The organism is Streptomyces sp. NPDC054794 (assembly GCF_053611585.1).
This window is the reverse complement of record NZ_JBSHAQ010000001.1, coordinates 314,174-327,072: the sequence shown is the minus strand read 5'-3', so window position 1 is coordinate 327,072 and position 12,899 is coordinate 314,174. Positions and strand designations below refer to the sequence as shown.

Here is a 12,899-nt window from a genome sequence, read left to right as displayed (position 1 = left end):
GTGACACAACCCCGTCCCCATACACCAAGGGAAGGAAACCCCAATGGCTCTTCTCGACCTGCAGATCATGGAGTCCGACGAGCACAACGACCACGGCGGCGCGAGCACGGTCAGCCTGCTCTCCTGCGTCTCCGCCGCGAGCGTCCTGCTCTGTCTCTGACCGGCACAGTGCGTTGACGGCTCCGGGCGGCCCTCTCCTCGCGGGAGGGGCGTCCGGAGCCTTCTCGCCCGATCCGACGCGAGGCCCGCCGCCGATGACGACCCGTGCCGACGACGACCCGACCCGCGCGCTGCTGCGCGCGGCCCTCCGGCACAGCGGGGCCCGCTGTGCCGCCCTGTGCGCGGTGAGTACGGCGGCCACCGCGGCCGGTCTGCTGCTGCCCGCCGCCCTCGGCCGCACCCTGGACCTCCTGCTCACGCACGCCCCGGCCGCGGGCCGCTGGGTGTGGTGCAGCGCCGGGCTGATGCTGCTGCTCGCCGTCCTCGACGCGTGCGCGAGCGTGCTGGCCGGCACGGTCGACGCGCGGGCCACCGCGTGGCTGCGGCGCACGGTCACCGGACACCTGCTGGCGCTGGGCCCCCGGGCCGCCGACCGGCTCGATACCGGGGATCTCGTGGCCCGCCTGGTCGGCAACGCGGCCCAGGCCGGGACGGCGCCCGGCGCCCTCGCCGCGCTGCTCGCCGCGCTCGCCGGGCCCCTCGGGGGCATGGTGGCGCTCTTCCTGATCGACCCGTGGCTGGCGGCCGTCTTCCTGGCCGGCGCCCCGGTCCTGGCCCTGCTGCTGCGCGCGTTCGCGCGGGACACGTCGGAGTGCGTGGCCCGCTACCAGCGGGTGCAGGGGCGGATCGCGGCGGGCCTCGCGGAGGCGGTCGGCGGCTTCCGTACGATCCGGGCGGCGGGCGCGGAGGACCGCGAGGCGGCGCGGATCCTGCGGCCGCTGCCGGAGCTGTCCCGGGCCGGACACCGCATGTGGCGGGTGCAGGGGCGAGCCGCGGCGCGGGCCGTCGCGGTGGCGCCGCTGCTGCACCTGGGCGTGGTCGCGGTGGCCGGGTTCCTGCTCACCCGGCACCGGCTGTCGGTGGGCGAGGTGCTCGCGGCCTCCCGCTACGCCGTCCTGGCGACCGGAGTGGGCGTCCTGGTCGGCCAGGTCTCCGCACTGACGCGGGCCGGGGCGGCCGCCCGCCGCCTGGGCGAGGTACGGGCGCTGCCCGTCCCGCGGCACGGTACGCGAGCGCTGCCGCCCGGCCCGGGGCGGCTGGAGCTGCGGGGCGTGACCGCGCGCCGGGGCGGGCGCACGGTCCTGGACGGCGTCGACCTGGTGGTCCCCGGCGGCACGACGCTCGCCGTGGTCGGCCGCTCGGGCACGGGCAAGTCCCTGCTGGCGGCCCTGGCGGGCCGGCTGACCGACCCGGACGCCGGAGAGGTCCTGCTGGACGGCGTACCGCTGCCCGACCTCACCCACGACGACCTGCGCGACGCCGTCGCCTACGCCTTCGAACGGCCCGCCCTGCTCGGCCCGACGATCGAGGACACGATCGCCTTCGGCCGGGTGCCGCCTTCCCCCGCCCAGGTCCGCGAGGCGGCCCGCGCCGCCCACGCCGACGCGTTCGTCCGCCGCCTGCCCGACGGCTACGCCACCCCGTGCGCCGAGGCCCCACGCTCCGGCGGCGAGTCCCAGCGCCTCGGCCTCGCCCGTGCCTTCGCCCACGGCGGCCGGCTCCTGATCCTCGACGACGCGCTGTCCAGCCTGGACACGGTCACCGAGCACCAGATCACCAGGGCCCTCCTCACCCACTCCCCCCACCCCACCCGCATCCTCATGGCCCACCGCACGGCGACGGCCTCCCGGGCCGACGCGGTCGCCTGGCTGGACGACGGCCGGGTCCGCGCGGTGGGGACCCACGCGGAGCTTTGGCAGGACGACGCGTACCGGGCGGTGTTCGGGGACGAACCCGCCGAGGACGACGACGACCGCGCCACTGACGAGGTGATCGCCGTCGAACGGCCGTCGCCCGAGGCACCGGCGGAAGGGGCGCGGCGGTGAGGGGCGGGAAGAGCCGGGCGGGCCGAGAAGGGCCGCAGCGGGCGGAGGAGACCGCCGAGGGCGACCGTGGTGACACGCCGATGCTGCGCCGTGGGCTGCGGTACGTGCGGGCGCGGTGGTGGGTGTTCGTCCGGCTCGCCGTCTGGTCGGTGCTGGAGGCGGGCCAGACGTTTCTCGTCGGGTACGCCCTGGCGCGGGCCCTCGACGCGGGGTTCCTGACCGGGGACGCGGGCGTCGGGCTGCGGTGGCTCGGGCTGGCCGCGGGCGCGGTGGTCATCGGGGCCTACGGGACCGGGCGGGTCTACGGGGTCGTCGCCGCGCTGGCCGAACCGCTGCGGGACCGGCTGGTGGAGCGAGTCGTGGCGCGCGGGGTGCGGGAGGCCGACGGCGGGGCGCTGTCCGGGCTCACCCAGCAGGTGGAGATCGCCCGGGACACCCTCGCCGGTCTCGTCATGGTGTCCCGCTCCTTCGTGTTCACCGCCGCCGGAGCCCTCGTGGGCCTGTTCTCGCTCGACCCACGGCTCCTGCTGGTCGTGGGACCCCCGCTGCTCGCCGGGGTGTGCCTGTTCGCGGTGACGCTGCGCCCCCTGGCCCGTCGGCAGGAAGCCTTCCTGGTCGCCGACGAGTCACTCGCCCAGGACCTGGGCGCCGTCTGCCCCGGGCTGCGGGACGTCACGGCGGCGGGCGCCGAGCAGTTGGTCGCCGCCGGCCTGGGCGACCGTATCGACGCGGAACGGGACGCCGCCCGCTCCCTGGCCCGCTGGGCGGTGGCCCGGGTGGCCTCGCTCGCCATCGGCGGCCAGCTGCCCGTCGTCCTGCTGCTGGCCACCGCTCCCTGGCTCCTCGGCCACGGCGTCACCCCGGGCGCCCTGGTCGGCGCCCTCGCCTATGTCACCCAGTCGCTCCTCCCGGCCCTGCAGAACCTGGTCCACGGCCTGGGCACGAGCGGCTCCCGCCTCACGGTGGTGCTGCGCCGCCTGCTCCCGGCGACCACGTCGACTCCGGCCCCGGCGCCGACCCCGGTCGAGAACATCCCTGCCCCGGCCCCCGCCCTCGCCCTCACCTCAGTCACCTTCGCCTACGGCCCCGCGAGCGCCCCCGTCCTCGACCGGCTCGACCTCACCGTCCCGGAGGGCGGTCACCTCGCCGTCGTGGGCCCGAGCGGGATCGGGAAGTCCACGCTCACCGCCCTGGTGGCCGGGCTGCTGCGGCCCCAGGAGGGTGCGATACGGGTCCGTGGGCATGCCGTGCCCGGGACCGGGGCCGCCGCGCAGCGGGTGCTCATCCCGCAGGAGGCGTACGTGTTCGGCGGCACCCTGGCCGAGAACCTCGCGTTCTTCCGGGACGGCCCCGTGCCGGAGCCCGAGCTGCTGGCGGCGGCCGAGGCCGTCGGGCTCACGTCGCTGCTGGAGGCGCTGGGCGGGCCCACGGCGCCGGTCGAGCCCACGGCGCTGTCCGCGGGCGAGCGGCAGCTGATCGCGCTGACCCGGGCCTATCTGTCGTACGCGCCGCTCGCCCTGCTCGACGAGGCGACCTGCCACCTGGACCCGGAGGCGGAGGCACGCGCCGAGCGGGCCTTCGCCGAGCGTGCGGGCGGCACCCTGGTCGTCGTCGCCCACCGGATCAGCTCGGCGCGCCGCGCGGACCGGGTGCTGGTGATGGACGGTCCGCGCACGGCGTACGGCACGCACGCGGAACTGGCGCGCTCCTGCGCGGTGTACCGGGACCTGGTCGGCAGCTGGACGCCCGCGCCGGACGGCGTGTCGTCACAGCCACCCTTCCCCCTGTGAGATACGGATCGCGTCGATCCGGTTGCGGGCCCCGGTCTTACGGGTGATCGCCGCCATGTAGTTGCGCACCGTCCCGTTGGACAGGTGCAGGCTCCCGGCGATCTCCGCGATGGACGCTCCCCCGGCCGCCAGGGACAGCACGCTCAGCTCGCGTCGCGTCAGCGGGATCTGCGCGGCCCTGAGGAAGCCGAAGCCCAGCGAGTCGTCGACGAATCGTTCCCCCTGGGCGACCCGCCGGATGGCGCGCACCAGCCGCTCCGGCGAGCTCTCCTTGTCGACATAGCCGAGGGCCCCCGCCTCGGCGGCGCGCTTGAGCAGGCCCGGTCTGTGGGAGTCGGCGAGCACGACCAGCCGCGGGGGCGTCGTGGCGGTGCCCGCCGGCCGTAAGTCGCCGAGCGGCGGAACCCCGTGCGTGTCCGAGCAGTCGAGGTCGGCGGCCAACACGTCGGCCCCCAAGGACCGCACCCGCCCCGACGCGCCCCGCCACGGCGTGTCGTACACCCCCAGATCGGGCTCGCGGCGGAGCCACTCCGCCAGCACCGACCGCACCAGACACGCGTCGTGCACCAGAAGTACCCGGATCACTGCCGCCCCTTCAGCTCGCCGTCCTTCGTTCCCGGTGTGAACGCGTGCCCCATTCTTGGCGTTCTCGGCGTTTCCCGGGCGCGGATAACCGGCCAATGGGGTGCGCGGGGGCGCACATGCGATGCGTGCATGCCGCTTCGCGCTTCGATTGCGGGGGCATGGACGCGGGCCTACGGGGTAAACGGGCGCGGACCGACGCGCGGAGGCCGGCGCCGGGTGCGGGCACGGAGCCCGGGTGCCGCGCCGCCGGGCCCGGCCCCCTCGCCGTGCGCCGCGCGCCGCCAGGAGGGAGCCTTGTCCCCTGGGGTGCGACGCGCGGGGCGCGGCGTGCCGCCGGGCGAGGAGGTGGTCGGCGTGTCCGACGGGCGAACGCCCGCGCAGGCGCCGGCGGCCGTGAGGTCGCAGGTCGGCCGTCCGCTGCTCTCCCTGTCGCTGGCCGCGATGATGGACGAGGTCCACGCCCACTCCGGGGCGGTCTACCTGCTGGCGGCCGACGAGCCGGTGCTGGAGATGGCGGTGATGGCGGGCCTGCCCCGGCAGTTCGCGGCGCCCTGGGAGCGGGTGGGGCTCAGCGCGGCGGTCCCGGTCGCGGAGGCGGTGCGTGGACGGCGGCTGGTCTGGGTGGGCGGCGAGGAGGAGATGGCCCGCCGCTATCCGCGCATCGCGATGGCCCTGCCCTATCCCTTCGCGCTGGCCGCGCTGCCCGTGGCCACCGAGACCAAGGCCTACGGCGCGATCTTCGTGACCTGGCCGGGTTCGCATCCGCAGGTGCTGTCCGACCGGGAGCGGGAGCACCTGACGGCGGCCTGTCACCGGCTCGCCGCGCGGCTGGAGCGGGCCGCTGAGGACAGCCACCCCGTCCGCGCCGAACCGGATCTGCTGGCGGCGACCGTGTCGGGCGTGGCGGGTTCCCTGGGGTCGGTCGAGGCGGCGCGGATGGTGGCCCGGCTGCCGTACGGACTGCTGTCGATGGATCTGCACGGCCGGATCGGGTTCGCCAATCCGGCGGCCGCCGAGATGCTCGGCCGGCCGACGAGCGATCTGCTCGGCACCCAGCTGTGGGCCTCGGTGCCGTGGCTGAACGACCCGATGTACGAGGACCGCTACCGGGCCGCGCTGATCAGCCAGCAGGTGACCTCGTTCGTGGCGCTGCGCCCGCCGGGCGACTGGCTGTCCTTCCGCATGTATCCGAGCCGGACGGGGCTGAGCGTGCGGATCAGCAGGGCCCGCTCGGTGGCCGAGATGGCGCGCGCCCCGCAGCGGTCCGCCGAGGGACCCGCGCGCCTGGTCACCATCACCCAGGTGCTGAACCTGGCCGGTTCGCTGACCGAGGCGGTCGGGGTGCAGGACGTGGTGCAGCTCGTCGCGGACGAGGTCTGCCCCGCCGTGGGCAGCCAGGCCGTGGTGGTGCTGGGCTCGCAGGCCGGCCGGCTGCACGTGCTGGGGCACCACGGGTATCCCGACCCGCATGTCGTCGAGCGGTTCGACGGGCTGCCGCTGGCCGAGCGCACCCCGGGGACGCACGTCCTGACCAGCGGGGTGCCGGCCTTCTTCGACTCGCAGACGCAGTTGGAGCGTCTGTATCCGGGCGGGCACGAGAATCCGGACGGGTTCGCGGCCTGGGCGTATCTGCCGCTGATCGCCTCCGGGCGGCCGGTGGGCACGTGTGTACTCGCCTATGCCCAGCCGCACGCCTTCGCGGCGGACGAGCGGGCCGTCCTGACGAGCCTGGCCGGACTGATCGCGCAGGCGCTGGACCGGGCCCGGCTCTACGACACCAAGAACCAGCTGGCGCACGGGCTGCAGGCGGCCCTGCTGCCGCACTCGCTGGCCCGGGTGCCCGGCATCGACGCGGCCGCGCGCTATCTGCCGGCCACGCAGGGCATGGAGATCGGCGGCGACTTCTACGACCTGGTGCCGACGCGGCCGCTCGCGGCGGCGGTGATCGGGGACGTCCAGGGGCACAACGTGACCGCGGCCGGGCTGATGGGGCAGATCCGTACCGGGGTACGGGCGTTCACGACCGGCGGCCAGGCGCCGGAGGAGGTCATGCACAGCACCAACCGGCTGCTCATCGACCTCGGTGCCGACCTGTTCGCGAGCTGTCTGTACCTGCGCCTGGACCCGGAGCGGGGGCGGGCCGTGATGGCCCGGGCGGGGCATCCGCCGCCGCTGTTGCGCCGGGCGGACGGGCGGGTGCGGGTGCTGGACCTGGCCGGCGGTCCGCTGCTGGGCATCGACGCGGCGGCGACGTATCCGACCACCGAGGTCGATCTGGCGCCCGGTTCGGTCCTCGTGCTCTACACCGACGGGCTGGTCGAGTCCCCCGGCGTCGACATCGAGGACGCCGTGGCGGATCTGGGCGAACTCGTCGCCTCCTCGGGAGACAGGCCGCTGGAGCGGCTGGCCGACGAGATCGTCCTGCACGGCGAGGCGGCGCGGGAGCGGGTGGACGACGTGGCGGTGCTGTTGCTGCGGGCCTGTCCGGAGGCCGGGAGGGACTGAGCCGGCGGGACCGCGTCGCACGACGACGCGGTCCGGCCCTCCCGCCGGAGGGCCGGACCGTCCACCGTCGGCCGGAACCGCGGGTGAGGCCGATCAGTGGTTCTCGGTCGCGGCCGAGCCGTCGTCCGTGCCGGTGCCGGCACCGGACTGGTCCGCGCCCGTGCCCGTGCCCGCGCCCGACTGATCCGCGCCCGCGCCCGACTGGTCGGCGCCGGTGCCCGACTGGTCCGCGCCGGTGCCCGTGCCGGACGGGTCCGCACCGGCACCGGACTGGTCGCCGGCGCCGGCACCCGCGGACGGGTCGGCCGTGCCGGACGCGTCGCCGCCGCCCACCGCGTCGCCGCCACCGACCGCGTCGCCGCCACCGGCCTGGTCACCGCCGCCGGCCTGGTCGCCACCGCCCGCCTGGTCACCGGCGCCGTTGCCGCCCGCGCCGAGCGTCGCGCCCGTCGCCTGCAGGGCCTTGGTGACCGGCTGGAAGAAGGTCTCACCGCCGCTGGTGCAGTCGCCGCTGCCGCCGGAGGTGAGGCCGAGCGCGTTGCCGTCCTGGGTGAACAGGGAGCCACCGCTGTCGCCCGCCTCGGCGCAGACGTTGGTCTGGATGAGACCGGTCACGGTGTCGACGCCGTTCGGGTCGGTCTCGCTCTGGAAGTTGACCGTGGCGTCGAGACCGGTGACCTGACCGTTGTGCAGACCGGTGGTGGAGCCCATCCGGAAGACGGTCTCGCCGACGGTGGCGTCCGCGGCCTGGTTGATCTGGACGGTCTGGCCGTTGCCGACGTTGACCTCGCTCGGCGCCTGGGTCGTGGCGTCGTTGTACTTCACAAGTGAGAAGTCGCCCTCGCCCGGGAACGTGGCCTGGTCCACGGTGGCGATCGGCTGCCCGTTCTGGGAGTCGGACCAGTCCTTGGCCGCGACACCGCAGTGACCGGCCGTCAGGAATGCCGGGCTGCCGTCCGACGCGGTGACGTTGAAGCCGAGGGAGCAGCGGACGTTGCCGCCCTGCACCTGCGAGAAGATGGCGTCGCCGCCGGAGACGAGGGGCTTGAACTTTCCGGAGGACTTCTTGACGGTCGCCATGCCGGACCCGAGGTCCTGCACGGCCGACTCCACCCGGTCCCATGTGGCGCCGGTGACGGTGCTGTCGGCGGTGACCTGGATCTTGTTCGTCCGGGGGTCGACGGCCCAGGAGGTACCCGGGACGGTCGCCTTGGACTTCAGGGTCTGCGCGGCGGCCTTGAGCTCGGCCGTGCTGTTCTCGACCTTGCGGACGGCCGCGCCCGCCTTCTTCGCCTGGACGATCAGGTTGTTGTCGCCGCCGACCACGTTCACGACGAGCTGCTGCTTGCCGGAGTCGTAGTAGGAGCCGGCGAAGGTGTCACCGAGCAGGCCCTGGAGCTTCGCGGCGAGGTCCGAGGCGTCCGTCGCCTTCAGGGTCTTGGGGGCGGCGGCGTTCGCTCCGCCGTCCTGGGACGCGTTGGCGTTGGGCAGCAGGATGGCCGCCGCTCCGAGCGCCGCGACACCGCCCGCGGCTATCGCGGCCTTGCGCTTCGGCATGCGCTTGTGACTCAAACTTCTCAGCCTCCTGGGACGGGGGGTCTGCCTCTGTCGGGCAGTCGGTCGGCGGCGCCTGGATGGCTGTAGGTACGGGCGGGTCGCGCGGTGCGTTCAATTCCGTTTGCCAATTGCCTTTGCGCAACGGGGAATCGGCCAAGTCGCGCGTGTCGGCGGGGGCGGCCGGGAACAATCGCCCATATGACGATGACCACCGCCGAAGCCGACAAGATCCTCTCCGCCAAGTTCGCCCCCTGGGTCCTCGAACTGAACCTGTCGGTCGAGGCCTTGGGCGAGCACCGTGCCGTCCTGCGTCTGCCCTGGTCGGACCGGCTCTCCCGGGAGGGCGGCGGGCTGTCGGGGCAGGCCCTGATGGCGGCGGCCGACACCGCGACCGTCATCGCCGTCTCGGCGGCGCGCGGCGGCTTCGTGCCGATGACGACGGTGCAGCAGTCGACGTCCTTCCAGCGCGCGGTGACCGGTTCGGATGTCTTGATCGAAGCGGTACTGACGAAGCTGGGCCGCAGGATGGCGTTCGCCGACATCGCGCTGACCGACGAGAGTTCGGGCGAACTCGCGGCACGGGCGAGCACGGTCTACGCCCTGCTGGGCTGACACGATCGGCGACCGGTCGGTGACCGTCCGTTCCGATCGGTGAGCGGAATCCCCGCTTCAGGGAATCTGCACATCGAATACCCAAGCAAGTCACCGGCTCCCGGGGATCTGCACAAGCGCGCGCCCCCCTCCGCGCCTTTGGCGCGGTGTGCCGGAATCGCCGCGGCGGGGGCAAGCGCCGGGATGCGGCGAAGCCGTGCGCCGTGTGAAGGAGTCGGCGACAAGCCGTGCGCGCGCCTGCACGGATGGGGCCCGCCGGGGCGTAAGTGCCCAGGTGAGGCGGGTGATTGATTGGATGCGTGAGCCGCCCGCGTGCTTTGATCCATCGCATCGCGGGGGCCGCGAAGGGCTCTCGGAAACGGGGGCCCGGCGCCCGCGGTCGCGGCCGTCCGTCTGTCATCGGAGGGGGCCGCTCTCCCCCTTGTGAATACCCCATATGAAGGGAAGTTCCATCATGAACTCCACCCCCCAGGTCGAGACCGTCGAGATCTCCGACGCGGAGCTGGACAACGTCTCCGGCGGCCTTTCCGTCAACGCCCTGAACACCGTCACCGGTGCCGTCAACGGCGTTGCCCCGGTTTCCGGCCTGTCCGACACGGCCATCGGCACGGTCGAGGGTGTCACCGGCCTGAACACCCAGCCGGTCACCAGCCTGGTCGCCGGTCTCTGATCGCACCGCGCTGCCCGAAGTCCCGGAGCCGCTCCACGGCTCCGGGGCTCTCGGATGCCCCGACACCCGTCGTGACGACGTCTCTCCTCAGGTGAGGGAAGTTCCGTGCAGTTCCGCCAACAGGCCCTCGCCAAGCTCCAGTCGCCGGAGGAGCTCGACCTTCCGGTGCGGCTCGCCCGCCCGCAGGGCTGGCTCGCGCTGTCCGTCAGCGTCGTCGTGATGGCGGCCGCCTCCGTGTGGGCGGTGACGGGTTCGGTCGCCTCCACCGTCGGCGCGCCGGCCATCCTCACGCACGGTCAGGGCAGCTACATCCTGCAGAGCCCCGTGGCCGGCCAGGTCACCGCCGTCCTCGCCCGGCAGGGCGAGCGGCTCCCCGCCGACGCGCCCGTCCTGAAGGTCCGTACGAGCCAGGGCGATTCGGTCGTCCGCACGGTCGCCGCGGGCCGCGTCACCGCGCTCGCCGCCACCATCGGCCAGATCATCCGGACCGGCGCCGACATCGCCGCGGTGGAGAAGGTCGCCCACGCCTCGGACCCGCTGTACGCGACGGTCTACGTCCCCGCCGAGAACGCTGCCGCCGTCCCCGCGCACGCCCGCGTCGACCTGACCGTCTCCTCGGTGTCCACCCAGGAGTACGGCGTGCTGCGCGGCCATGTGATCTCGGTCGACCGCACCGCGCAGTCCGCCCAGTCGATCGCCGCGTTCCTCGGGGACACCCAGCTGGGCGAGCAGTTCACCCGGAAGGGACGGCCGGTCGCCGTCCGGGTGCGGCTGGACAAGTCCTCGCACACGAAGAGCGGTTACCGCTGGTCGTCCGCGGACGGCCCGCCGTACCGGCTCGACTCCATGACCCTGGCCACGGGTTCGATCCGGCTGGCCGACCAGCACCCCGTCGATTGGCTGCTCCCGTGACCACCGCCCAGCAGTCGCGCGGCGGGCGCCGGCGCGCCGCCCCGCCCAGGCGCCCGGTCCCCAAGAGCCGTGCGAAGACCGTCCGCACGCCCACCACCCTCCAGATGGAGGCGGTGGAGTGCGGTGCCGCCTCGCTCGCCATGGTGCTCGGTCACCACGGCCGGCATGTCCCGCTGGAGGAGCTGCGGATCGCCTGCGGCGTCTCCCGCGACGGCTCGCGCGCCTCCAATCTGCTGAAGGCGGCGCGTAGTTACGGTCTGACCGCCAAGGGCATGCAGATGGACCTGGCCGCGCTCGCCGAGGTGACGGCACCGGCCGTCCTCTTCTGGGAGTTCAACCACTACGTCGTCTACGACGGCATGGGCCGCCGCTTCGGACGGCGCGGCGTCCACATCAACGACCCCGCCAAGGGCCGGCGTTTCGTGCCCATCGAGGAGTTCGACGGAAGCTTCACCGGTGTCGTCCTCGTGATGGAGCCGGGCGAGGGCTTCGAGCGGGGCGGGCGCAAGCCGGGCGTCCTCGGCGCGATGCCGGCCCGGCTGCGCGGCACCGCGGGCACGATGCCCGCCGCGGTGCTGGCCAGCCTGCTGCTGGTGGCGGTCGGCGCCGCGCTGCCCGCGCTGAGCCGGACGTACATCGACATGTTCCTCATCGGCGGCCGGACCTCGCTGCTGGGCGTGCTGTTCGGGTCGATGGCCACCTGTGTGCTGCTCACGCTGGTGCTGACCTGGCTCCAGCAGGCCAATCTGCTGCACGGCCGCATCATCTCCTCCACCCTGTCCAGCGCCCGTTTCCTGCGTCATCTGCTGCGGCTGCCGGTCACGTTCTTCGCCCAGCGCAGCCCGGCCGACCTGGTGCAGCGGCTCCAGTCCAACGACCAGGTCGCCGAGACCCTGGCCCGCGACCTGGCGGCGGCGGGCGTGGACGCGGTCGTCGTCGTGCTCTACGCGGTGCTCCTCTACACCTACGACCCGCAACTGACCTTCGTCGGCGTCGGCGTGGCGCTGCTGAACGTCCTGGCGATGCGGTTCGTCGTACGGCTGCGCGCGACCCGGACGGCGAAACTGCGCGCGGACACCGCCCGGCTCACCAACACCGCCTACACCGGCCTGCAGCTGATCGAGACGATGAAGGCGACCGGCGGCGAGGACGGCTACTTCCGCAAGTGGGCGGGCCAGCACGCCACCACGCTGGAGGAGCAGCAGCGGCTCGGCGTGCCGAGCGCCTGGCTGGGCGTGGTCGCGCCGACGCTCGCCACCCTCAACAGCGCGCTCATCCTGTGGATCGGCGGCATGCGGGCGGTGGAGGGGCACATCTCGGTCGGCCTCCTGGTCGCCTTCCAGGCGCTGGTCACCCGCTTCACCGCCCCGCTCACCCGGCTCAACGGCGTCGCGGGCCGCATCCAGGACTTCGCGGCCGACGTGGCCCGCCTCAAGGACGTCGAGAACTTCCAGGCGGACCCGCTCTACGCCCGCCCCGGCACGGGCGAGTCCACGCGCCGGCTGCACGGCCATGTCGAGCTGGAGAACATCAGCTTCGGCTACAGCCCCCTCGACAAACCCCTGCTCACCGGCTTCGACCTGACCGTCGGCCCCGGCCGGCAGGTGGCCCTGGTCGGCGGCTCGGGCAGCGGCAAGTCGACGGTCTCCCGGCTGATCTCGGGCCTGTACGCGCCCTGGGACGGCGTGATCCGTATCGACGGGCAGCGCCTGGAGGACATTCCGCGCGGCGCGCTCGCCTCCTCCGTCTCCTTCGTCGACCAGGACGTGTTCCTCTTCGAGGGCTCGGTCCGCGACAACGTGGCGCTGTGGGACCCCTCGATCCCCGACGACGCCGTGGTGGAAGCGCTCAGGGACGCGGCCCTGTACGACGTCGTCATGCGCCGCCCCGGCGGCATCCACAGCAGGGTCGAGCAGGACGGCCGGAACTTCTCCGGCGGGCAGCGCCAACGCCTGGAGATCGCCCGGGCGTTGGTGCGCCGACCGAGCATCCTGGTGCTCGACGAGGTGACCAGCGCGCTGGACGCCGAGACCGAGCTGGTCGTGATGGACAACCTGCGCCGGCGCGGCTGCGCCTGCGTGGTGATCGCCCACCGGCTGAGCACGGTCCGCGACAGCGACGAGATCGTCGTCCTCCAGCACGGCACGATCGTGGAACGCGGTCGGCACGACGAACTGGTGGCGCGCGGCGGAGCGTACGCCGCGCTGGTCAGGGAGCGGTGAG

At 74.0% G+C, this 12,899-nt stretch carries 10 protein-coding genes; 8 read left to right on the top strand and 2 right to left on the bottom strand.

Annotated features, from left to right (window positions below):
* The first annotated feature begins 43 nt into the window (after positions 1-43).
* From ACWGKT_RS01465 to ACWGKT_RS01455, 3 genes are all read left to right on the top strand, one after another.
* Positions 44-160, top strand: coding sequence for a SapB/AmfS family lanthipeptide (locus ACWGKT_RS01465; protein ID WP_356147908.1), 117 nt, complete (start codon positions 44-46; stop codon positions 158-160).
* Between the two features lie 94 nt (positions 161-254).
* Complete coding sequence (locus tag ACWGKT_RS01460) at positions 255-2,045, top strand: ABC transporter ATP-binding protein (RefSeq protein ID WP_453271985.1); 1,791 nt, start codon at positions 255-257, stop codon at positions 2,043-2,045.
* Positions 2,042-3,835 (top strand): ATP-binding cassette domain-containing protein, encoded by a 1,794-nt coding sequence (locus ACWGKT_RS01455; RefSeq protein ID WP_453271984.1) that lies wholly within the window; start codon positions 2,042-2,044, stop codon positions 3,833-3,835. The genes ACWGKT_RS01460 and ACWGKT_RS01455 overlap by 4 nt, the downstream gene beginning before the upstream one ends.
* Here ACWGKT_RS01455 and ACWGKT_RS01450 read toward each other — a convergent pair.
* Entirely contained in the window at positions 3,812-4,420 is a 609-nt protein-coding gene (locus tag ACWGKT_RS01450) for a LuxR C-terminal-related transcriptional regulator (protein WP_453271983.1), read from the bottom strand. The genes ACWGKT_RS01455 and ACWGKT_RS01450 overlap by 24 nt on opposite strands.
* Positions 4,421-4,765: 345 nt before the next feature.
* Between ACWGKT_RS01450 and ACWGKT_RS01445 the strand changes: the two genes are divergently transcribed.
* Positions 4,766-6,925: a SpoIIE family protein phosphatase gene (locus ACWGKT_RS01445; RefSeq protein ID WP_453272091.1), complete on the top strand. Its 2,160-nt coding sequence runs from the start codon at positions 4,766-4,768 to the stop codon at positions 6,923-6,925.
* 93 nt (positions 6,926-7,018) lie between these two features.
* On the opposite strand, the gene ACWGKT_RS01440 is transcribed toward ACWGKT_RS01445, so the two are convergent.
* Positions 7,019-8,482 (bottom strand): S1 family peptidase, encoded by a 1,464-nt coding sequence (locus tag ACWGKT_RS01440; RefSeq protein ID WP_453271982.1) that lies wholly within the window; start codon positions 8,480-8,482, stop codon positions 7,019-7,021.
* Between the two features lie 198 nt (positions 8,483-8,680).
* Between ACWGKT_RS01440 and ACWGKT_RS01435 the strand changes: the two genes are divergently transcribed.
* The 4 genes from ACWGKT_RS01435 (at position 8,681) to ACWGKT_RS01420 (ending at position 12,898) form a co-directional block, all read left to right on the top strand.
* The gene (locus ACWGKT_RS01435; protein ID WP_453271981.1) at positions 8,681-9,094 is read left to right on the top strand and encodes a PaaI family thioesterase; all 414 of its coding nucleotides are present in this window, start codon (positions 8,681-8,683) and stop codon (positions 9,092-9,094) included.
* 454 nt (positions 9,095-9,548) lie between these two features.
* The gene (locus ACWGKT_RS01430) at positions 9,549-9,764 is read left to right on the top strand and encodes a type A2 lantipeptide (RefSeq protein ID WP_356147923.1); all 216 of its coding nucleotides are present in this window, start codon (positions 9,549-9,551) and stop codon (positions 9,762-9,764) included.
* 105 nt (positions 9,765-9,869) lie between these two features.
* Entirely contained in the window at positions 9,870-10,676 is an 807-nt protein-coding gene (locus ACWGKT_RS01425) for an HlyD family efflux transporter periplasmic adaptor subunit (RefSeq protein ID WP_453271980.1), read from the top strand.
* Complete coding sequence (locus ACWGKT_RS01420) at positions 10,673-12,898, top strand: NHLP family bacteriocin export ABC transporter peptidase/permease/ATPase subunit (RefSeq protein WP_453271979.1); 2,226 nt, start codon at positions 10,673-10,675, stop codon at positions 12,896-12,898. The genes ACWGKT_RS01425 and ACWGKT_RS01420 overlap by 4 nt, the downstream gene beginning before the upstream one ends.
* Position 12,899 lies beyond the last annotated feature (1 nt).

Coding starts and splice junctions, on each gene's coding strand:
- ACWGKT_RS01465 (WP_356147908.1), top strand. CDS start 44: ATGGCTCTTCTCGACCTGCAGATCATGGAGTCCGACGAGCACAACGAC.
- ACWGKT_RS01440 (WP_453271982.1), bottom strand. CDS start 8,482: ATGCCGAAGCGCAAGGCCGCGATAGCCGCGGGCGGTGTCGCGGCGCTC.
- ACWGKT_RS01435 (WP_453271981.1), top strand. CDS start 8,681: ATGACGATGACCACCGCCGAAGCCGACAAGATCCTCTCCGCCAAGTTC.
- ACWGKT_RS01430 (WP_356147923.1), top strand. CDS start 9,549: ATGAACTCCACCCCCCAGGTCGAGACCGTCGAGATCTCCGACGCGGAG.
- ACWGKT_RS01460 (WP_453271985.1), top strand. CDS start 255: ATGACGACCCGTGCCGACGACGACCCGACCCGCGCGCTGCTGCGCGCG.